We start from the raw sequence: 18,169 nt of genomic DNA on the forward strand, positions 1-18,169 counted from the left end.
TGCCGGTCAACGTCCCAAAACGGAATGTCCCCCACCAATTTGGCGAGGTCCCCGGCGAGCTAGTGGCGTGTAATGTTGCAGTTGATGCACCGGACACGGATTAGCTGACCAACCTCATGCGCTCGGCACAGGGTCTGGACAAGGCGGCGCGGTCGTCTGCTCTGTTCCGGGATCGGCCAAAAATAGGAATGAGTTCCTCGCCGAGTCAATTCACTCTTGACATTTATGTTCCCTTTTTGTTCACTACGCCGATGCAGCGTATGGAGTAATGCCATGGATCGAATTGTGACACTGAGCAGCCGCCAGGAGGCTGCCCTCCAGGCCCACGCCGAGGATTTCATTGCAGTCCACAAGGGTGATGTGATGAAAGCGCTCAAGGAAATGATCGTGCTCAACGGGCACCTTCAGGAACGACTTGACGCACTCACCCCGCAGCGCCGCGCGACGCGTTAGGAGTAGGCACCATGGGCACAATGCACTTCGACACCGAAGCCAAATCCGAACTGCACTCTGAAGCGGTGAAGCTGATCGCCCGCTACGACAGCCCTCTTGAGACCGTGAAGGCGCTCATGGCCTACAACTGTGAGCTTGAGACCCAGATACTCGCCATCGCCCATCGGCATCCGGGGATAGTTTCAATCGGGTACGATCCTACTCCGCCTGTGCTGGAGTGACCTTCAATGAGCCGCCTGATCTTTGCAGGAGAGCTTGAGAGCGCCGCCGACCAGATAGCGGACATATCCCGCGCCGACCTTCAAATTGTACTTCGTAGGGCCGCCCTGATGCTTAGAAACGTCGCCGGCGTCGATCTGGGCACGAGAACAGACGAATTACTTTTTGGAATCGCAGCGGAGATGGAAGTTTCCAAGTCCGATTTGATCAAAACGATCGTCAGCGATTGGCTAATTGCCAATGCTTATCTGCCTGTTCCGCTAGAGCTTGACGAAGGCAACGAGACACCATTTAAAATCTGAGCATGAAACCCGGCGTCTTCCGCTATGCCCGCGCAAAATACGCCTTGTACCACTCGACGAACCGCCCGACGCCCTCGGTCACCGTCGTTGTCGGGCGGTAGCCGACCGCCTGCTCCAGCGCCGAGGTGTCGGCGAAGGTGTCGGGCACGTCGCCGGGCTGCAGCGGCAAGAGTTCGACGATGGCTTTGCGGCCAAGCGCGTTTTCCAGCGCCTCGACATAGGCGGTCAGCTTAACCGGGTTGTTGTTGCCTATGTTGAAGATGCGCCAGGGGGCGCTGCTTGTGGCCGGATCGGGACGGCTGGAGTCCCAGGCGGCATTGCCCGTGGCCGGGTTGTCGCTGGCACGGATCACGCCTTCGGCGATGTCGTCGACATAGGTGAAGTCGCGCGTGTGGTTGCCGTTGTTGAACAGCTTGATCGGCTCGCCCGCAAGGATGTTTTTGGTGAACAGGAACAGCGCCATGTCCGGGCGCCCCCAGGGGCCATAGACGGTGAAGAAGCGAAGCCCGGTCGTCGGCAGCCCGAACAGATGGCTGTAGCTGTGCGCCATCAGCTCGTTGGCGCGCTTGGTCGCGGCGTAGAACTGGAGCGGGTGGTCGGCCGGCCTGTGCTCGGAAAACGGCATATCGGTGTTGGCGCCGTAGACGCTCGAGGTGCTGGCATAGGTCAGGTGCGCAACGGCGCTGTTGCGGCAGGCCTCCAGCATGTTGGTGTAGGCGATGATGTTGCTTTCGACATAGGCATGCGGGTTTTCCAGGCTGTAGCGAACCCCGGCCTGGGCGGCGAGATGGATCACCCGGTCGAATGCGTGGTCGGCAAAGCAGGCGTCGACCACGCTCTTGTCGGCGAGATTGCCGCGGATGAAATGATAGCCGGCATTGGTCTTGCGGCTCGCCTCGTCCAGAAGCCGCAGCCTCGCCTCCTTGATTTCCGGATCGTAGTAGTCGTTGACGTTGTCGATGCCGACGACCTCGTCACCGCGCTCCAGCAGCCGCTTGGCTACGTGATACCCTATGAAGCCGGCCGCGCCGGTGACCAGAACCTTCATCAGAAGCGCCCATCCGTGACATGCCTGGGGAACAGACCCTTGATGTCGTAAATGACGCCGGGGGTCTTGCAAAGAGCCTGCAGGCCGTCGACGCCCAGCGCGCGGAACTGCCTGTGGCCGATGGCCACGATAACGACGTCAATGTCCTTCATTCCTCAGGTCCGGACAATTTTCCTCAAAGGCCACCCCCATCACCAGAATCCGACTGCCAACGACCAAGAGCTACGACAGCGCGGCTGCTCCAGCAAGCATCTATTTCTCGGATCAACAGTGCGGGAACTTTTGATCAACAGCATTGCTTGATGCGATTGAAAAGATACCGTCTGCAACGCACCAACGCCGAACGATAGGGCCAATAATGCGATGTAATTTCCAGCACCGCTTCGGCGATCAACCCCTTGGCAAGTCGCCTGGGAGCCGAGACAGATCGATCTAGAGAGCGGAGATATTGCGTTCCGAAGCAGCTGTATGTCGGTGTCGTCGGGACGGCAACCTAGTCAGATGCGTATGGCCGGCGGAAGCCGGCACGGTACCGATCATCGGCCAGAAGATCGGCCAAATATCCTGGAAAATTCGAAATATATCTTTATAATTACGTATTTAGCAGAAGCCAAGATCGGCCAGACATGGAAGAAAGCGTACAGCACATCGAACCGGCACGCCTGACGGATGTATCCGAAACCATATCGGATGCGCTGGCGGAACTATCGGCCACGTCGGCCATTTTGGGCCAAAGCCTGCACCCACGTACCGCTGCCAATCTCGCCGATCTGGTACGCATCATGAACACCTACTATAGCAACTTGATCGAGGGCCATGACACACGCCCGCGCGACATCGAAAGGGCGCTGGCAGGAAATTTCGATCGAGACGAGAACCGCCGGAGCCTGCAGTTAGAGGCGGCCGCCCATGTTCGCCTGCAAGCCGAGATCGATCGTATGGCCGCAGAGAAGCATTTGCCCGAGCCTGCATCCACAGAGTTTCTACGATGGCTGCATGCGGAATTCTATCGCGATGCGGAATCGCCCATGCTGACCATCAAGGGTTCCGGGCGCGAATTCGTCATGGCTAAAGGCGAGTGGCGGTCGAAGCCAGAGCATGACGTCGCCGTCGGCCGGCATGAGCCGCCTTCGAGCGAGCGCGTCGGCGACTTCATGCAGTATTTTGCCAAGCGCTATCACTTCGTTGGGCTGGGCAAAGCCGGACGGATCCTGGCCATTCCTGCCGCGCATCACCGTTTCAACTACATTCACCCGTTCCCCGACGGCAATAGCCGCGTCAGCCGTTTGATGAGCCACGCCATGGCCCATGAGGCTGGGATCGCCGCGCACGGGCTGTGGTCGATCTCACGCGGTCTAGCGCGCGGCGTGAAAAGCCGCACGGACTACAAGCGCATGATGGATCATGCCGATATGCCCCGCCAGGGTGATCTCGACGGACGGGGCAACCTCTCCGAGCGCGCACTCGGCGACTTTACGCTATGGTTCATGCAGGTGTGCATCGATCAGGTGAACTTTATGACCGGCTTGTTCGATCTCGACACGCTCGCGAAGCGGCTGCGTCGCTACGTCGAGCGCAGTGGCCTCAAACCCGAAGCCGCCCGCCTCCTGGAGGAAGCGCTAATGCGCGGCGAATTTGAACGCGGCGAAGCGTCTCGCATTAGCGGACTACCCGAACGCACGGCGCGTCGCGTGTTCAATGAGGTGATCGCGCTCGGTCTGTTGGCGTCGGAAACACCCAAAGGTCCGGTGTCGCTACGCTTTCCGGCCGACGCATTGGATTCACTGTTTCCGGAGCTGTTTCCAGAAACCTAAGTGTGATTACTTGGCAGACGCCACGCTGAAATCCGCCAATCACCCCATGCCAGCCAAGGCTTGATTGCTCAAGCCGCTGGTCTGCTCGGGCTTCAGCCGCGCTTGAGCAGCGTCCAGACGGCCGGCACCAGGCTTGCCGCGAGAGCCACCTTGATCAGGTCGCCGACGATGAACGGCACGACGCCGAACTGCCACGACTTTTCCGGACCGATGAGCAGCGCCAGCCAGGCAAAGCCCATCGCCATCATGACGACTTCGCCAACCAGCATGGCGTTGAAAAGCTTGATCGGGTGGCGGTCCCAGCCGCGATCCGCCGCCCAGCCGACAATGGCCGCCATGACCACGAAGCCGGCGAGATAGCCGCCGGTCGAGCCGAGCATGTAGGCAATGCCGAGACCCTTTTCAGGCGTGCTCTGGAAGACGGGGAAGCCCATGGCTCCCTCCGCCATGTAGAGCAGCAGGGTGGCGACGCCGAGACGCATGCCGAAGGCGGCGGCAATCAGGAGGACGGCCAGCGTCTGCATCGAAATGTCGACCGGCCCGAGCATCACCTTGGTCTTGGCCGACAAGGTCAGCACAAGCGTTCCGGCGATGGCCAGGAAAAGCTGCGTTGCCAGCCGCGCCGCGCCGCTTTGCGGCAGAGCCAGAGAAACAAGCGGACGCATCGTAGTTGCAATTGCCATGGTATTTCCCCAATCCGATTGCCGCTACCAGATGTTCGCGGCCTCACATCCTCCTATATTGGCTTGCGTGTTATGCGGCAATCGGTTTTGCCGTTTCCCCAAACAAGGCACCGATGCATGGCACTGAAGTTCGATACCGGCTTCGACCCCCTCTATGGCCAGGGGGTGAGCGTCGCGCCCGATGTCCAGCGCATCACGGCCCGCAATCCAAGCCCCTTCACCTTTCACGGCACCAACAGCTACATTGTTGGCCGCGATACGCTGGCGGTGATCGATCCGGGGCCGGATGACGAGGCGCATCTGCGGACCCTGCTCGAAGTGATCGCAGGCCGGCCGGTCAGCCATATCTTCGTCAGCCATACGCATCGCGACCACTCCCCGCTGGCGGCCCGGCTGAAAGAGAGCACCGGCGCCATCGTGCTGGCCGAGGGGCCGCACCGGCCGGCAAGAGCCCTGCATATCGGCGAGACCAATGCGCTCGACGCCAGTGCAGACATGGCTTTCGTTCCCGACATCGCCCTTTCCGACGGCGAGGCGGTCGATGGCGACGGCTGGTCGATCAGGACGGTTCTGACCCCGGGCCACACCGCCAATCATGCGGCATTCGCGCTGGAAGGAACCGGCATCCTGTTTTCGGCCGATCATGTCATGGCCTGGGCAACCTCCATCGTCGCCCCGCCGGATGGGGCGATGGCCGATTACATGGCCTCGCTGGACCGTCTGATCGACCGCGAGGACCGCTTGCTGCTGCCCGGACATGGCGGGCCGGTGACCGCACCGCGCGCTTTCATGCGCGGGCTGAAGACGCACCGCAAAATGCGCGAGCGCGCCATTCTGGAGCGGGTCCGGGCCGGCGACCGGACGATCGTGGACATGGTCAAGGCGATCTACAGGGATACCGATCCGCGGCTGCATGGCGCCGCCGGATTGTCGGTGCTTGCCCATCTCGAGGATCTGACGGCGCGCGGTCTGGTTGTGACCGATTCCGCACCGGCCATCGACGGCATTTTCACGCCGGCCGGATAGGCAACGCAGCCCACTGCCAAGTGCCCGTGCCTCACTCGGCCGGCGCGGCGCCAACCTGACCGGCGACTTCCTGGTCGAGCTCGGCAAGGAAATCGACAATACGCGCGGCATTGTCGCCAAGGTCGTAGCGACCGTAGCGGGACGCCGACCGCATGTCGACGATGACCGTATCGCCATCGTCCGTCACGCGGATCGCCACATCGGCGGGAAGGCCGATCACGAAGCCCTTGGCGACGGCGGTGATGGTCACCTCGCTTTGCCCGGCGAGATCAGGATAGGGTTCCGATAGATCCCAGTCGCGCCGGTCGAGTACAGTTTCGACGGCATTGACGACAGTCTCGAACGGCAGGTCGTAGCTGCGTGCGCTGACCAGCGGATAGCTATCGGTCTGCAGCCGCTGTTCCCCAGGCGTCGACGGCGCAAGCACGTTCATATCCTTCGTGCGGTCGCTCACGTCGAGCGCCGGCGGTTCGTCGAAATCCGTCGAGATATCCCTGAGCGGCGGATAGATCGTCGCCCAGTAGGCGGCGACGCCGTAGGGTGCGAGCACCAGCAGCGCCAGCAGCGCGCCGACCGTCAGGTCGCGACCGCCGCGGTCGCCGAAATTCCAGAGCCGCGAAAAGGCAAACCCGGCAAACAACAGCGCCATCGCCGCCAGCAGCGCGACAATGCCGAGCACCCACAGAAAGACAGGTGTTTCGACGAGATCGAAGCGATGGCCGACAAAGACCGTCAGCAGCAGCACCAACGAAAAAGCGGCCGTGCGCCGCGACCATCCGGCCGCCCTCGACGTTTGCCGTTCAGGAATACTTGCCATCGATTGCCGCACCACCCCAACCCGAACGGAGACTTAGAACCTTTTTGCGATGCCATGAAGCCGAAACATGCGACATCGCGTCAATCCGTCGGCAGGCGATAATTCTTGAACTGCTGGCGCAAGGTGATCTTCTGGATCTTGCCGGTGGCGGTGTGCGGAATTTCACCGACGAAGGCGACATCGTCCGGCATCCACCATTTGGCCACCTTGCCGTCCATGAAGTCGAGAATATCAGCCTTGCTCGGTTCCTTGCCCGGTTTGCGGACGACGACCAGCAGCGGCCGTTCGCCCCATTTCGAATGGTGGACGCCGATGGCTGCCGCCTCGGCGACATCGGGGTGACCGACAGCCAGGTTCTCGAGGTCGATGGTCGAAATCCATTCGCCGCCGGACTTGATGACGTCCTTGGCACGATCGGTGATCTGCATATAGCCGCCGGCGTCGATGTGGGCGACGTCGCCGGTGTCGAACCAGCCGTCCTCGTCGAACTGCTCCACGCCGGCGCCGCCATAATAGGCACGGGCAACGGCCGGCCCACGCACTTTCAGGCGGCCAAATGTCTTGCCGTCCCAGGGTTGCGCATTGTTGTCGTCGTCGGTCACCTTCATTTCGACGCCGAACGGCGGATAGCCCTGTTTCTGCTGGACATCGAGCCGGGCTTCGCCCTCAAGACCAGCATAGTCCGGCTTCAGGGTGCACAGCGTGCCGAGCGGCGACATTTCGGTCATGCCCCAGGCATGGATGACCTGAACATCGTAGTTCTGCTGAAACTTCGTCATGATCGCGCGCGGGCAGGACGAGCCGCCGATGACGACCTTATTGAGATAGGGAAGCTTCTTGCCGGTCTCCTCCAGATGCTGCAGCAGCATCATCCAGACGGTCGGCACGGCCGCACTGAAGGTCACCTTCTCGGTATCGAGCAGTTCATAGATCGAGGCGCCGTCCATCTTGCAGCCGGGCATGACCAGCTTGGCGCCGATCATCGGCCCGCTCTGGCCAAGGCCCCAGGCATTGGCGTGAAACATCGGCACGACAGGCAGGATCGTGTCGCGCGACGACAACCCCATGGCGTCGGGCATGGCAGCGATCATGGCGTGCAGCACGTTCGAACGGTGGCTGTAGACGACGCCCTTGGGATCGCCCGTGGTCCCGGAGGTGTAACACATGCCTGCGGCGGTGCTTTCGTCGAAGGTCTTCCAGGCGAAGTCGCCATCCGCCTCCTCAAGCCACTCTTCATAGGCGACCACATTTGGCAACGTCGTCTGCGGCATGTGTGCCTTGTCGGTCAGCACGATCACCTGTTTCAGCGACTTGACGGCGCCGGCGATCTTCTCGAGCAGCGGCACGAAAGTCAGGTCGACGAAGACTGCCTTGTCCTCGGCATGGTTCATGATCCAGACGATCTGCTCGGGAAACAGCCGCGGATTGAGCGTGTGGTAGATGGCGCCGATGCCCATGATGCCGTACCAGGCCTCGATGTGGCGGGCGGTGTTCCAGGCCAGCGTCGCGATGCGGTCGCCCAACCCATAGCCGTCGCGCTCCAGCCGCTGGGCGACCTTCAGGGCGCGACGATGGATGTCGGCGTAGGTGGTGCGCACGATCGGCCCTTCGATCGAGCGTGACACGATCTCGCGCATGCCATGCTGCCGCTCGGCATTGTCGATGAGCTTATGGCAAAGCAGCGGCCATTCCTGCATCAGTCCCAGCATTCGGTCCTCCCTCACGCTTTTGCGTTGTGCTTTTTGTCCCATTGTGGAGCGAACCGACGGATTGTCCAGCCGCCAATACGGCCGAGCACTGCATTGGGAACAACCGCCACAATCCGGCCATCGTCGGCGTTAAGCTTCGTTAACGGGCAAAGGGGTGCGATTGGCGACTGAAAGAGGTTCGCATGGACGCGCAGCTCGACGACAAGGCTCTCGAGAGTACGCTTGCCGAAAGTCTGGCCGATCTGGTGCCGGACACAAAGACTGTTTCCGAAGATGAATTTGTTGAAGTTGTCGGCGGCGCGCTGGAAGCGGTCGGCGGCACGTTGCTGTTCAAGATGTGCGTCCAGAACCAGGGCGAGGACCAGCACGTCGCAGCCGCGTCAGTCGGCGATGGCGGAAACCGCCAGTTCCTGCTGCTCACCTTGCCGACCGGCGGTGGTTCCCTGAAGGTCGAGACCGTATCGAGAAGCAGCAACCCGGTCGCCGGTATCGCTGCCGCCTATGCCGGTCTCATGGACGTGTTCAAGGCCGCTGCCTGACAGCTGACGACAAGTACCAAGGATATTCGGAGGCGCGATCCGGCAGTGCCGGCCTGGGCAGGTGTTTGCGTGTTGCATGGCGACGGCAGGCCTTGAACAATGCGTTTGCGCGACACATCTCAAAGTCGACGCAAGGAGAGCCGCCGCATGGATCAGATCGCCAACCCCGCACCCGGTTTCCAACGCAACCCGGACAAAATCATCACCATCGAGCCCTATGCCGGCACCGTTACCGTCCGCGCCGGAGACGTGGTCATCGCTTCAACAGCGAAGGCCAAGGTGCTGACCGAAGCTCCCTATCCGGCGGCCTTCTACATTCCGTTCGCCGACATCGATTTCGGCAAGCTTGGCCGCACCGACCACTCGACCCATTGCCCCTACAAGGGCGATGCAAGCTATTGGAGCGTGCTGCCTGCCGGCGAGACCGGCCAGAACGCCATGTGGGCCTATGAACGGCCTTTCGACGAGATGGCTGAAATCGGCAACCACGGCGCATTCTACGCCAGCAAGGTCACGATCGAAGCCAAACCGGACTGAGCCAACGCCGAAGCGGGATACGCTCGGCTGGCCACTCACTCCGTGGTGCCGTTATTGCCGATGCCCTCGGCATCGTCGAGCCGCACAAAGGTCAAGCCCTTGGCCTTGAGCGCCAGCAGCCCCTGCACCACGCCTTCGCCTGCCGCATGGGTCGGCTGGTTGATGTGCGAGATAATGACGTCGCCGTCCTTGGCCGCCGCGATGCGCCGCGCGGTTTCCTTGGCGCCGAGCAAGGAGCCGCCGTCGCCGTTTATCGAGAATCCCGCGACCTTGAAGCCAAGCTTGCGGATCATGGCGATTGCCGACGGGCTGTATTCGGCGGTTGCGCCACGAAACCATTTCGGCGCCGGCTCGCCGGTCCCGGCAAGAGCGGCGGCCCCCGATTCGACCTCGGCCAGCACCGCATCCGGGCTGCCGGCGCTGCGGATGCCGTAGATTTTCCGCGGCGTGTCGACCGCCGGGATGTGGTGACCGCCGTGATTTTCCAGTTCGAACAGATCGGGATGCGCCCGCATGATCTCGACGGCGGCGGCGTTTCGCTTCAGCCAGATGCCGGTCACGAAAATGGTGGCGGGGATCTTGTTGTCCACCAGCGCCGAAAGGATCCGGCTGTCGGTCTGTCCGCCGCAGGCATCGAGCGTGAGTGCCACACGGCCGGCGCCGCTCGCCTGCGGCCTGATGTGCAGCGTCGGCTCGACGAGCGGCGCGGCATGGCCGGCGGATGCCATCGCCAACGACATGGCGATCATCCAGAGATTTTTTTGCAGCAGGCGCATCAAACCGATTTCCTGACCCGTCATTTCAAGCAGGCATCCCAAAGACCCGCATGAAGGCGGAAATCAGGATGATGCATAGCAGAAAAGCGCTCCACGCGACAATGTGACCGTGCCTGTGGCGAAGGGGTCATTCCACCGCGTCGAGAGTCGTGCATGCGACCCATGATCTCAGATGACGCATTCCAGCTGCATTTCGGTGCGCGAAAGAACCTCGCGCACCGCGTCGACCACCGGCTTGACTTCCAGGCCCCAGACGCAGCATGCCTTGCTGGGATCCGGCGCGCGGCAAAGGTCCTCGGCCATGCAGGCGCAAGGCATCGGCGGCTGGAGCGAGATGCTGGGCACGCCGACGGGACCCCAGCGCGACGGCTCCGTCAGACCGAACAGCCCGACAACCGGGGTCCCAGTGGCTGCCGCCATGTGCATCGGGCCGCTCTCATTGCCGAGAAACAGCCGGGCCTGTTTCAGCACCGCCAGCAGGCTTTCAAGCGACAGGTCACCGACGAGATTGACGACCGGCGGCGCGGTCCTGGCGACGATGCGTTCGGCGATCTCGCGCTCGTCCGGGCCGCCCACCAGGACGACGTCCAGGCCGGTCTCGCCGGCAATCTCGACGATCGCTGCTGCAAACCGCTCCGGCTGCCAACGTCGCCCCTCGAAGCTTGCACCCGCATGCACGGCGATGAAGGCATTTGGCCGCAGATGGTGTTTATCCAGGAGCGCCAATGCTTTCGCCGTCTCCAATGGCAGCGGCTGAAGGTTCGGAATCACCGTGCGAAGTTCAATGCCGAGCGCTTCGAGCGGCGAGAGGTAGCGGTACAGGAAATGCTGGCCATCAAAGCCGTAGGGCTTGGCAAGGACGTTGGCGGGCTGCCGCTCCAGCATACGCAAGGGTCTTTCGGAGGGATTGTATCCGACACGGGTCTTTGCGTGGACGAGCCCGGTGAGGATGCGCGACGTCTTCGAATCGGTCAGGTCGATGGTCAGGTCGAAGCGGAAGCGGCGCAACGCCCGCACCGTGGCGTAGAGCTCCTTCCCGCGCTCCAAGGGCGTGCCGCGCATGCGGTCGCGCCTGAATGCGACCACCTCGGAAGCGATACCATGGGCGATCACGAAGCTCTCGAAGCGGGCCTCGCACAGAAAGACGATGCTGGCGCCGGGGAATTCGAGCCGCAGGTTCTTGGCGAGCGCCGAGGCGAGGACGAGATCTCCTATGAACTTGGTTTGAATGACCAGGATCGAGCGGAGCGGCGCGGGAGAGATCTGCAGCATCTGTTTCCGGGAGCAATTTGCGGATGGCCGCAAATTGGGCAGGAACAATGTCGAGATTACGCGGCGCGGCCAGCACGTTCGCGTGAATTGTCTTACAAAACGGTAAGCTGGATGGATCCTATCCGCGGCCTGTTTTCGCAACCAGCACCGCTGCCTGCGCTGCCGCCAGCCTGGCGATCGGCACGCGATAGGGCGAACAGGACACGTAGTCGAGGCCGACCTCTTCGCAAAAGCGGATCGAGGCCGGATCGCCGCCATGTTCGCCGCAGATGCCGAGCTTGATGTCGGGCCGCGTCGCCTTGCCCTTTTGCGCGGCCATGCGCACCAGTTCGCCGACGCCCTCGATGTCGAGCGAGACGAACGGGTCCTGATCGATAATGCCCTTCTGGCGGTAGGTTTCCAGGAACGAGGCCGCATCGTCGCGCGAGATGCCGAAGGTCGTCTGGGTCAGGTCGTTGGTGCCGAAGGAGAAGAATTCGGCTGATTCTGCAATGACATGCGCGCGGATGGCGGCGCGGGGAAGCTCGATCATCGTGCCAGTGAGATAGTCGATCTTGACGCCGGTTTCCTCCATGACGCTCTTGGCAACCGCATCGATGCGCGCCTTGACGTAGTCGAGTTCCTTCACCAGGCCGACGAGCGGCACCATGATCTCGGGGACCACCAGGGCGCCGGCCTTCCTGCCGGCCTCCACGGCCGCCTCGAAAATGGCCCGTGCCTGCATCTCGGCGATCTCGGGGTAGGAGACGGCCAGGCGGCAGCCACGATGGCCGAGCATCGGGTTGAACTCGTGCAGTGCCTCGGTGCGCTGCCTGAGCTTGTCGGGCGACACGTTCATGGCGGCGGCGACCTCGGCGATTTCAGCCTCGGTCTTGGGGAGGAATTCGTGCAGCGGCGGATCGAGCAGTCGGATCGTCACCGGCAGGCCGGCCATGATCTCGAACAGTTCGAGGAAATCCGAGCGCTGCATGGGCAGAAGCTTGGCGAGTGCGGCGCGCCGGTCCTTTTCGGTGTCGGCCAGGATCATCTCGCGCATGGCGACGATGCGGTCGCCGTCGAAGAACATGTGCTCCGTGCGGCAAAGCCCGATGCCTTCGGCGCCGAAGGAGCGCGCCATGCGCGCATCGAGCGGTGTTTCGGCATTGGTGCGCACCCTCATGCGCCGCACCGCGTCCGCCCATTCCATGATGGCGGCAAAATCGCCTGACAGTTCAGGCTGCAGCATGGCAACCGCGCCCTTCAGCACCTGGCCGTTGCCGCCATCGATGGTGATGATGTCGCCTTTGCGGAAGGTCTGCCCCATCGAGAGCAGCGTGCCGGCCCTATAGTCGACGCGCAGCGAGCCGGCACCCGAGACGCAAGGCTTGCCCATGCCGCGCGCCACCACCGCGGCGTGGCTGGTCATGCCGCCGCGCGTGGTCAGGATGCCTTCCGCCGCATGCATGCCGTGGATGTCTTCGGGACTGGTCTCGATGCGCACTAGGATCGCCTTGCGCCCTTGTGTCTTCAAGTCCTCGGCGTCAGCTGAGGAAAAGACGATCTCGCCGGTAGCGGCACCGGGCGAGGCCGGCAGTCCGATGCCGATGACGTCGCGCGCGGCCTTGGGGTCGATGGTGGGATGCAGCAACTGGTCGAGCGAGGCCGGGTCGATACGGGCAACGGCTTCCTCTTTCGTGATGAGCCTGTCGCGCGCCATCTCGACGGCAATTTTCAGCGCCGCCTTGGCGGTGCGCTTGCCGGAGCGGGTCTGCAGCATCCACAATTTGCCGCGCTCGATGGTGAATTCGAGATCCTGCATGTCGCGGTAGTGCTTCTCCAGACTATCGGAGATGGTGACGAAGGACTGGAACGCGTCAGGCATCAGCTTCTGCAGCGACGGCTTGTCCGAGCCTGCTGCGATACGCGCCGCTTCGGTGATGTTCTGCGGCGTGCGGATGCCGGCAACGACGTCCTCGCCCTGCGCGTTCACCAGGAACTCGCCATAGAGCATCTTTTCGCCGGTCGATGGGTTGCGCGTGAAGGCAACGCCGGTGGCCGAGGTTTCGCCCATATTGCCGAACACCATGGCCTGGACGTTGACCGCCGTGCCCCAGCTTTCGGGAATATCGTGCAGGCGGCGATAGGTGATGGCGCGGTTGTTCATCCAGCTCGAGAACACGGCTGATATCGCGCCCCAGAGCTGCTCATGCGGATCCTGCGGAAACGGCCTGCCAAGCTCTTCCTCGACTTTGGCCTTGTAGAGCGCGATGACGCCCTGCCATTCGAGCGCCGTCAGTTCGGTGTCGAGCTCGTGCCCGAGCCCGCCCTTCTGGTCCTCCAGGATTTCCTCGAACACTTCGTGGTCGAGACCCATGACGACATCGGAATACATCTGGATGAAGCGGCGGTAGCTGTCATAGGCAAAGCGCGCATCGCCGGAATCGGCGGCCAGCGCCTCGACCGTCTCGTCGTTCAGGCCGAGATTGAGGACGGTGTCCATCATGCCGGGCATCGAGGCGCGAGCGCCAGAACGCACCGACACCAGCAGCAGTTTCGACGGGTCGCCGAACCGACGACCGGTCAGCCGGCCGATGTGATCGAGCGCGACCGCGACATCGGCTTCCAACCCGGCCGGATAAATACGGCCGTTGGCGTAGTAGGCGTTGCAGACCTCCGTGGTGATGGTGAAGCCCGGCGGCACCGGCAGCCCCAGGCTGCACATCTCGGCTAGGTTGGCGCCTTTGCCGCCCAGGAGATTCTTGTCGCTGGCACGGCCCTCCGCCGCACCATCGCCAAAGGTGAAAACCCATTTGGTCATGCATCGCTCTCCGGTTGCAGGAGATTGGAAAGATTGGCGAAACGGAAAGTTCCGCCGGTCCGCCCTTGGAGCGATATGATGCTGCAGTGCGAAAGGCAAGGCGTCGGCAAAGCCGCCCGGCCACTACAATCGATTAAGCAAAGCCGTGCCTCAGGATGCGGCAAAAAGACTTGCTATGCTGGGGATTCTGGAGTAGAACATACAGTGAACAAAGAGGTGGCTATGAAACTGTCCGGAAAACTCGACTATCTGGAAATGCCGGCTACGGGCGGAACGCTGGACCGGCTGAAGGCCTTCTACAGTTCCGCCTTTGCCTGGTCGTTCACTGACTATGGGCCGACCTATTCGGCCTTTGCCGAAGGCCTGGACGGGGGTTTTCAGGCCGACGCCGCCGAAGCGCCATCGAAGCCGCTGCCGGTGCTGTACAGCAGGGATCTGGAGGCGACCCTCGAGGCTGTCGAAAACGCCGGCGGCACGGTCGTCAAACCGATCTTCGCGTTCCCTGGCGGCCGCCGTTTCCACTTTGCCGATCCGGCCGGCAACGAGATGGCGGTGTGGTCCGAATAGCCAGCTGGTGCCGTCTGGCGGCGTTGCTTTTGCTGCCCAAACAGGCGTTCTCACCACCATTCATGGGGCATTGTGCTTTTTGGCTGCTCTGCTAATAACGCGCCGCACAAGCGACTCTGACGGCAATTGGGGCGTCGCCAAGTGGTAAGGCATCGGTTTTTGGTACCGACATTCCCAGGTTCGAATCCTGGCGCCCCAGCCATCCCGCTCAGGTCCGTTCCGGACACTTAGGACCGAGAGTACCTTTGCGATCTTCCATGAAGCCGATCGGCTAACAGTTCGATTGTGTCATAAATTCAGATGAGCCAAAGCCGTCGCGGCAAATTCAGGTCTTGCACATGATCTGGACAGTGTCGCCTTGAACATCTCCTTCTTTCCATACATAGGTCGGCCGGGTGGGTGGCGGCTCAACATGGAACTTCAATGAACCTTCCTATCTTCGCCATCAACCTCGATCGCGAGACCCAGCGCTGGAGCGAATTGCTCGCCAGCGCCGAAGCGGCAGGCCTGACCTTGCAGCGCATTGCCGCCGTCGACGGCCATGCGCTTGCCAAAGAGGCCTGGACGGAGATCGATCTGCCAGCCGCACGCAAGCTGAGCGGGCGCGACATCCTTTCCGGCGAATATGCCTGTTACCGCAGCCATATCCAGGCGCTGGAAACGTTCGTGGCCGGTGGCAGCGCCCATGGCCTGATCGTCGAGGACGACGTCCTCTTCAGCGAAGACACCATGCGGCGCATCGAGGCCGTCATCGCGGCGGTGCCGGATTTCGACGTCATCAAACTGATCAACCATCGCATCAGCTTCTTCATGCGCGCCGTCGAGACGGCGGAAGGCGACGAGATCGGTCGTGCGCTGCATGGCCCGCAAGGCTCGGCCGCCGCCTATCTGGTGACGCGGGAGGGCGCGCAGGGTCTGTTGTCGGCGCTCGCCGTCATGAAAATGCCATGGGACGTCGCGCTCGAACGCTTTTGGGATACCGGTCTGAAGGTCTATTCGGCCCGCCAAAACGTGCTTGGCTTCGCCGCCAGCAGCGAGATCTCCGGCATAGCCGGTCCCTCGGGAAGCTACAAATCCGCAAGGTTGGGGGGGCCGAGCCGGCTACGTGCCGGGGTGTTGCGGGCCAGTGACGAGCTGCGCCGCCTGCATCACGTCCTGCTGCGGCCCCCTTTGCCGCGAGATACCCTGGACTATGCCAAGGACAACGCGCCGCGCCACACCTTGCTTCTGTTGCTTGCGGCACTCGCCGTTCTCGCCATGGTTTCCGCGGTGTGGCGCGAGGCAGACACCTACCGCTATGCGGGCCTGGCGCTGGCCCTGGTCGCGGTCATCCGCTGGTTCAGGGTGGATTTGTGGACCTACAGCAAACCACTGATCGGTTGGGTCGGCTTCCTGTGTCTGGGCTGGTCGCTCTATGTCTTCATCCGACTGGCGATCGTCTATTTCGGCACCCACCAGTTGGGTGGCGCCGAAGGCATTTACATGTTTCCGCTGTTCTATGCGACGACCGGATTCGCCTTTCTGCTGTTTGTCAGGCAGCCCGCACGGCTGGTCCTCTGGTTCATGATCCTCAGTCTTGTCTTCCTGGCGGCGGACACCGCCTGTTCGAACATGTTTCAGGATATCCAACCGGCCCCGTGGCTTTTCAACAATCCCATCCACGCGTCGGTGGCGGCCGGTTTCATCTTCCTCTGCACGCTGCAATTCATGGCTTACACGGCCCAGAGAACGGACCTCGGGAAAGCAACCAAGAACCTTTATTGGGCGCTGTCGACAGCCGTCCTGCTGCTTGCCGTCGTCAATATCATCGAGATGCGGTCAAAGGGCGTGTGGCTTGCGCTTGCGCTTGCGCTGCTCCTGTTGACGGTCATGACCCTGGCGAGAGGCCATCGCCGCGAACTGTTGGTTTCGGGTGGCGTGCTGGCGATCGTGGCGGCCGGCATTGTCGCAACACACAACATCTTCTCGTCCACCGCCGGCGACACCATGACCTTCGTCAAAACCCTGGTTCCGGATGTGTTCAGGCATGGCGTCCTTCCCGCATTCGACCGCGCCATCGCGAGCGATGCGGTTCCGCTTGCAGCCAAGGAAAGGCTGATGCTGTGGGCGGATGCGATCGATATCTGGAAACGCCACCCGATCTTCGGAGCCAGTTCCAGCTGGCTGACCGAGTGGGAGAACAGAACCTATCATCCCATGATCTTAAACGTCTTCCACAATGGTTATCTGGAAATTGCCGTGCGCTATGGTCTGGTCGGACTGGTGTTCTTTGCCTTTCTCTACACCTGGTCGGCCAGGCAGGTTCTGCTGGCCATGCGAGCCAAGCTTGTCGCTCCGGCGGCATGGTCCTGCTACATCTCCACACTGGTTTTCTTCGCCCTCAGCATCCTTACCAATTCCAACAACCGGCTGGCCATGGGTGAGGCCTTCATGTGGTTTGCCGCGGCGTTCGGCTTCTATTGTTTTTATGTTCGCCAGCAGAAGAACCTTGTCGCGCCGCGAACCTATTTTTAGGGCCTGCCGGCGCAGCACGTATCTGATCAGCCGGTTGCGGCCAATGCACCTTTGAGGCCCCGCTCAATTTCCCGATAATCGGGAAAGTCGATGCCAAAATCCACGGCTTATCGCCGGCAACCCGTTTGTTACGATCGACACAGATCACAGACGGGGGTTGTCACGGATATGCTGACGGACAGGCAGGCACGCGAAGCGGTGGAGCAGTACCGCGAGGAAGGATATGCGGTCGTTCGACAATTTGTCGACGGCGACGAGATGATCCGGCTGAAGAAGGAAACCGATGCGGTCTATGCCGAAGGCCTCAAGCATCACGCCACTTTCCGGCACGGCAACCTGAATTTCCAGATCCTGCCTGAATCGGACTTTGGCCAACGCTATGTGCTGCAGGCTTACTGGTTTTCCTGGATCAATTCCTATTTCGAGCAGTTCCGCCGCAATCCCGACTATCTGAAGCTGCTCGAGGGTCTGATCGGCCGCGACATAAAACAGATCGCCCAACAGCTGCACTGGAAGCCGCCCGGCGCCAATGTCACGGGTTATCGCTTCCACCAGGATCTGCGCTTCCGTAACCAGGCCGCCTTCGACAATGTCGCCGACGCCACCGTGACAACAGGCCTCGCGGTCGATCGGGCGACGCTGGACAATGGCTGTCTTCAGGTCGTGCCCGGCAGCCACAAGCTCGGCTATCTCGGCCTGTCGGACGAGGGAACCGGCGAGCTGATGAAAGGTCTGACCGCCGAAGAAGAGTTGCGCAAGGTCGGCATCGACCCGGCGACCATCGTTCCGCTGGTGCTGGAGCCGGGCGATCTTGCTTTATGGGGGCTGCTCACCGTGCACGGCTCCTCGCCCAACAGGTCACAGCACGACCGCGCCTTTGCACTGTCCAGCTATGTGCGGGCGGATACGACGCAACGTGGCGAATGGGCGTTCAGGGACGGTGTTTCGGTGCCGCTCGGCAAGACACCGGCACTGTGCAAATACGAAAAGCTCTTCGAGGAGCCGGGACCGATGTACGACACCACCGCCTGGTGGAAATGACGCTGCCGCGTCGGGCGACGGGGGCAGCAGGGGCCGGGGGTTAGCGCCCGGCCCC

General features: G+C 61.9%; 18 protein-coding genes and 1 tRNA gene. 11 read left to right on the forward strand and 8 right to left on the reverse strand.

Translation table 11 applies throughout. The annotated features are described in order from the left end of the window. Nucleotides 1-273 precede the first annotated feature (273 nt). The 3 genes from LB519_RS21175 to LB519_RS21185 are packed head-to-tail and all read left to right on the forward strand — an operon-like array spanning nucleotide 274 to nucleotide 974. Nucleotides 274-453, forward strand: a complete 180-nt coding sequence (locus tag LB519_RS21175; RefSeq protein ID WP_224621096.1) for a hypothetical protein — start codon at nucleotides 274-276, stop codon at nucleotides 451-453. Between the two features lie 11 nt (nucleotides 454-464). Beyond that, on the forward strand, nucleotides 465-674 hold the full coding sequence (locus tag LB519_RS21180) for a hypothetical protein (RefSeq protein ID WP_013532733.1): 210 nt from the start codon (nucleotides 465-467) through the stop codon (nucleotides 672-674). Nucleotides 675-680: 6 nt separating this feature from the next. Then, nucleotides 681-974, forward strand: a complete 294-nt coding sequence (locus tag LB519_RS21185; protein WP_013532734.1) for a hypothetical protein — start codon at nucleotides 681-683, stop codon at nucleotides 972-974. A gap of 22 nt (nucleotides 975-996) precedes the next feature. Here LB519_RS21185 and LB519_RS21190 read toward each other — a convergent pair whose 3' ends face one another. Both LB519_RS21190 and LB519_RS21195 read right to left on the reverse strand, forming a co-directional pair. After that, nucleotides 997-2,022: an NAD-dependent epimerase gene (locus LB519_RS21190; protein WP_064995160.1), complete on the reverse strand. Its 1,026-nt coding sequence runs from the start codon at nucleotides 2,020-2,022 to the stop codon at nucleotides 997-999. Next, the gene (locus LB519_RS21195; protein WP_198327529.1) at nucleotides 2,022-2,174 is read right to left on the reverse strand and encodes a hypothetical protein; all 153 of its coding nucleotides are present in this window, start codon (nucleotides 2,172-2,174) and stop codon (nucleotides 2,022-2,024) included. Before LB519_RS21195 ends, LB519_RS21190 begins: the two co-directional genes overlap by 1 nt. A 474-nt stretch (nucleotides 2,175-2,648) precedes the next feature. Between LB519_RS21195 and LB519_RS21200 the strand changes: the two genes are divergently transcribed. Continuing rightward, nucleotides 2,649-3,836, forward strand: coding sequence for a Fic family protein (locus tag LB519_RS21200; protein WP_224621098.1), 1,188 nt, complete (start codon nucleotides 2,649-2,651; stop codon nucleotides 3,834-3,836). A gap of 92 nt (nucleotides 3,837-3,928) precedes the next feature. On the opposite strand, the gene LB519_RS21205 is transcribed toward LB519_RS21200, so the two are convergent. After that, nucleotides 3,929-4,519 carry a biotin transporter BioY gene (locus tag LB519_RS21205; RefSeq protein ID WP_027164125.1) on the reverse strand — a complete coding sequence of 197 codons (591 nt, stop codon included), beginning with the start codon at nucleotides 4,517-4,519 and terminating at the stop codon, nucleotides 3,929-3,931. Nucleotides 4,520-4,636: 117 nt separating this feature from the next. On the opposite strand from LB519_RS21205, the gene LB519_RS21210 reads away from it, so the two are divergent. Then, a complete protein-coding gene (locus LB519_RS21210) occupies nucleotides 4,637-5,545 on the forward strand; it encodes an MBL fold metallo-hydrolase (protein ID WP_224621100.1) in 909 nt (302 codons plus the stop codon). Between the two features lie 31 nt (nucleotides 5,546-5,576). Here the strand turns inward: LB519_RS21210 and LB519_RS21215 are convergent, their stop codons facing one another. Next, nucleotides 5,577-6,362, reverse strand: a complete 786-nt coding sequence (locus LB519_RS21215) for a DUF1499 domain-containing protein (protein ID WP_024503644.1) — start codon at nucleotides 6,360-6,362, stop codon at nucleotides 5,577-5,579. 80 nt (nucleotides 6,363-6,442) lie between these two features. Beyond that, nucleotides 6,443-8,071, reverse strand: a complete 1,629-nt coding sequence (locus tag LB519_RS21220; RefSeq protein WP_224621102.1) for a fatty-acid--CoA ligase — start codon at nucleotides 8,069-8,071, stop codon at nucleotides 6,443-6,445. 182 nt (nucleotides 8,072-8,253) lie between these two features. On the opposite strand from LB519_RS21220, the gene LB519_RS21225 reads away from it, so the two are divergent. Together LB519_RS21225 and LB519_RS21230 are read left to right on the forward strand one after the other, a co-directional pair. Beyond that, nucleotides 8,254-8,610: a hypothetical protein gene (locus LB519_RS21225; protein ID WP_013532740.1), complete on the forward strand. Its 357-nt coding sequence runs from the start codon at nucleotides 8,254-8,256 to the stop codon at nucleotides 8,608-8,610. 147 nt (nucleotides 8,611-8,757) lie between these two features. After that, on the forward strand, nucleotides 8,758-9,147 hold the full coding sequence (locus LB519_RS21230) for a DUF427 domain-containing protein (RefSeq protein WP_013532741.1): 390 nt from the start codon (nucleotides 8,758-8,760) through the stop codon (nucleotides 9,145-9,147). Nucleotides 9,148-9,182: 35 nt separating this feature from the next. Here LB519_RS21230 and LB519_RS21235 read toward each other — a convergent pair whose 3' ends face one another. The 3 genes from LB519_RS21235 to ppdK all read right to left on the reverse strand — a co-directional run bounded on the left by LB519_RS21235 (nucleotide 9,183) and on the right by ppdK (nucleotide 13,992). After that, nucleotides 9,183-9,923 carry a polysaccharide deacetylase family protein gene (locus LB519_RS21235; protein WP_013532742.1) on the reverse strand — a complete coding sequence of 247 codons (741 nt, stop codon included), beginning with the start codon at nucleotides 9,921-9,923 and terminating at the stop codon, nucleotides 9,183-9,185. Nucleotides 9,924-10,091: 168 nt separating this feature from the next. Further along, nucleotides 10,092-11,195 carry a glycosyltransferase family 9 protein gene (locus LB519_RS21240; protein WP_224621104.1) on the reverse strand — a complete coding sequence of 368 codons (1,104 nt, stop codon included), beginning with the start codon at nucleotides 11,193-11,195 and terminating at the stop codon, nucleotides 10,092-10,094. Nucleotides 11,196-11,313: 118 nt separating this feature from the next. Beyond that, nucleotides 11,314-13,992 (reverse strand): pyruvate, phosphate dikinase, encoded by a 2,679-nt coding sequence (ppdK, locus tag LB519_RS21245; protein WP_224621105.1) that lies wholly within the window; start codon nucleotides 13,990-13,992, stop codon nucleotides 11,314-11,316. 222 nt (nucleotides 13,993-14,214) lie between these two features. Here ppdK and LB519_RS21250 point away from each other — a divergent pair, with 222 nt between their 5' ends. The 4 genes from LB519_RS21250 (at nucleotide 14,215) to LB519_RS21265 (ending at nucleotide 18,114) form a co-directional block, all read left to right on the forward strand. Then, on the forward strand, nucleotides 14,215-14,559 hold the full coding sequence (locus LB519_RS21250) for a VOC family protein (RefSeq protein ID WP_013532745.1): 345 nt from the start codon (nucleotides 14,215-14,217) through the stop codon (nucleotides 14,557-14,559). Between the two features lie 127 nt (nucleotides 14,560-14,686). Next, nucleotides 14,687-14,761: transfer RNA gene (locus LB519_RS21255), tRNA-Gln, on the forward strand. Between the two features lie 221 nt (nucleotides 14,762-14,982). Further along, the gene (locus LB519_RS21260; RefSeq protein ID WP_224621107.1) at nucleotides 14,983-17,073 is read left to right on the forward strand and encodes an O-antigen ligase family protein; all 2,091 of its coding nucleotides are present in this window, start codon (nucleotides 14,983-14,985) and stop codon (nucleotides 17,071-17,073) included. Between the two features lie 168 nt (nucleotides 17,074-17,241). Continuing rightward, nucleotides 17,242-18,114 carry a phytanoyl-CoA dioxygenase family protein gene (locus LB519_RS21265; protein ID WP_024503632.1) on the forward strand — a complete coding sequence of 291 codons (873 nt, stop codon included), beginning with the start codon at nucleotides 17,242-17,244 and terminating at the stop codon, nucleotides 18,112-18,114. Nucleotides 18,115-18,169 lie beyond the last annotated feature (55 nt).

This window comes from Mesorhizobium sp. AD1-1, assembly GCF_020164655.1.
Classification (GTDB): Bacteria; Pseudomonadota; Alphaproteobacteria; order Rhizobiales; family Rhizobiaceae; genus Mesorhizobium; species Mesorhizobium ciceri.

Bases quoted from the DNA above. Each gene is read 5' to 3' on its own strand.
- LB519_RS21230 (WP_013532741.1), top strand. From the start codon at position 8,758: ATGGATCAGATCGCCAACCCCGCACCCGGTTTCCAACGCAACCCGGAC.
- LB519_RS21180 (WP_013532733.1), top strand. From the start codon at position 465: ATGGGCACAATGCACTTCGACACCGAAGCCAAATCCGAACTGCACTCT.
- LB519_RS21185 (WP_013532734.1), top strand. From the start codon at position 681: ATGAGCCGCCTGATCTTTGCAGGAGAGCTTGAGAGCGCCGCCGACCAG.
- LB519_RS21205 (WP_027164125.1), bottom strand. From the start codon at position 4,519: ATGGCAATTGCAACTACGATGCGTCCGCTTGTTTCTCTGGCTCTGCCG.
- LB519_RS21225 (WP_013532740.1), top strand. From the start codon at position 8,254: ATGGACGCGCAGCTCGACGACAAGGCTCTCGAGAGTACGCTTGCCGAA.
- LB519_RS21210 (WP_224621100.1), top strand. From the start codon at position 4,637: ATGGCACTGAAGTTCGATACCGGCTTCGACCCCCTCTATGGCCAGGGG.
- LB519_RS21200 (WP_224621098.1), top strand. From the start codon at position 2,649: ATGGAAGAAAGCGTACAGCACATCGAACCGGCACGCCTGACGGATGTA.
- LB519_RS21250 (WP_013532745.1), top strand. From the start codon at position 14,215: ATGAAACTGTCCGGAAAACTCGACTATCTGGAAATGCCGGCTACGGGC.
- LB519_RS21190 (WP_064995160.1), bottom strand. From the start codon at position 2,022: ATGAAGGTTCTGGTCACCGGCGCGGCCGGCTTCATAGGGTATCACGTA.
- LB519_RS21265 (WP_024503632.1), top strand. From the start codon at position 17,242: ATGCTGACGGACAGGCAGGCACGCGAAGCGGTGGAGCAGTACCGCGAG.
- LB519_RS21175 (WP_224621096.1), top strand. From the start codon at position 274: ATGGATCGAATTGTGACACTGAGCAGCCGCCAGGAGGCTGCCCTCCAG.
- LB519_RS21260 (WP_224621107.1), top strand. From the start codon at position 14,983: ATGAACCTTCCTATCTTCGCCATCAACCTCGATCGCGAGACCCAGCGC.
- LB519_RS21220 (WP_224621102.1), bottom strand. From the start codon at position 8,071: ATGCTGGGACTGATGCAGGAATGGCCGCTGCTTTGCCATAAGCTCATC.
- ppdK (WP_224621105.1), bottom strand. From the start codon at position 13,992: ATGACCAAATGGGTTTTCACCTTTGGCGATGGTGCGGCGGAGGGCCGT.
- LB519_RS21235 (WP_013532742.1), bottom strand. From the start codon at position 9,923: ATGCGCCTGCTGCAAAAAAATCTCTGGATGATCGCCATGTCGTTGGCG.
- LB519_RS21195 (WP_198327529.1), bottom strand. From the start codon at position 2,174: ATGAAGGACATTGACGTCGTTATCGTGGCCATCGGCCACAGGCAGTTC.
- LB519_RS21215 (WP_024503644.1), bottom strand. From the start codon at position 6,362: ATGGCAAGTATTCCTGAACGGCAAACGTCGAGGGCGGCCGGATGGTCG.
- LB519_RS21240 (WP_224621104.1), bottom strand. From the start codon at position 11,195: ATGCTGCAGATCTCTCCCGCGCCGCTCCGCTCGATCCTGGTCATTCAA.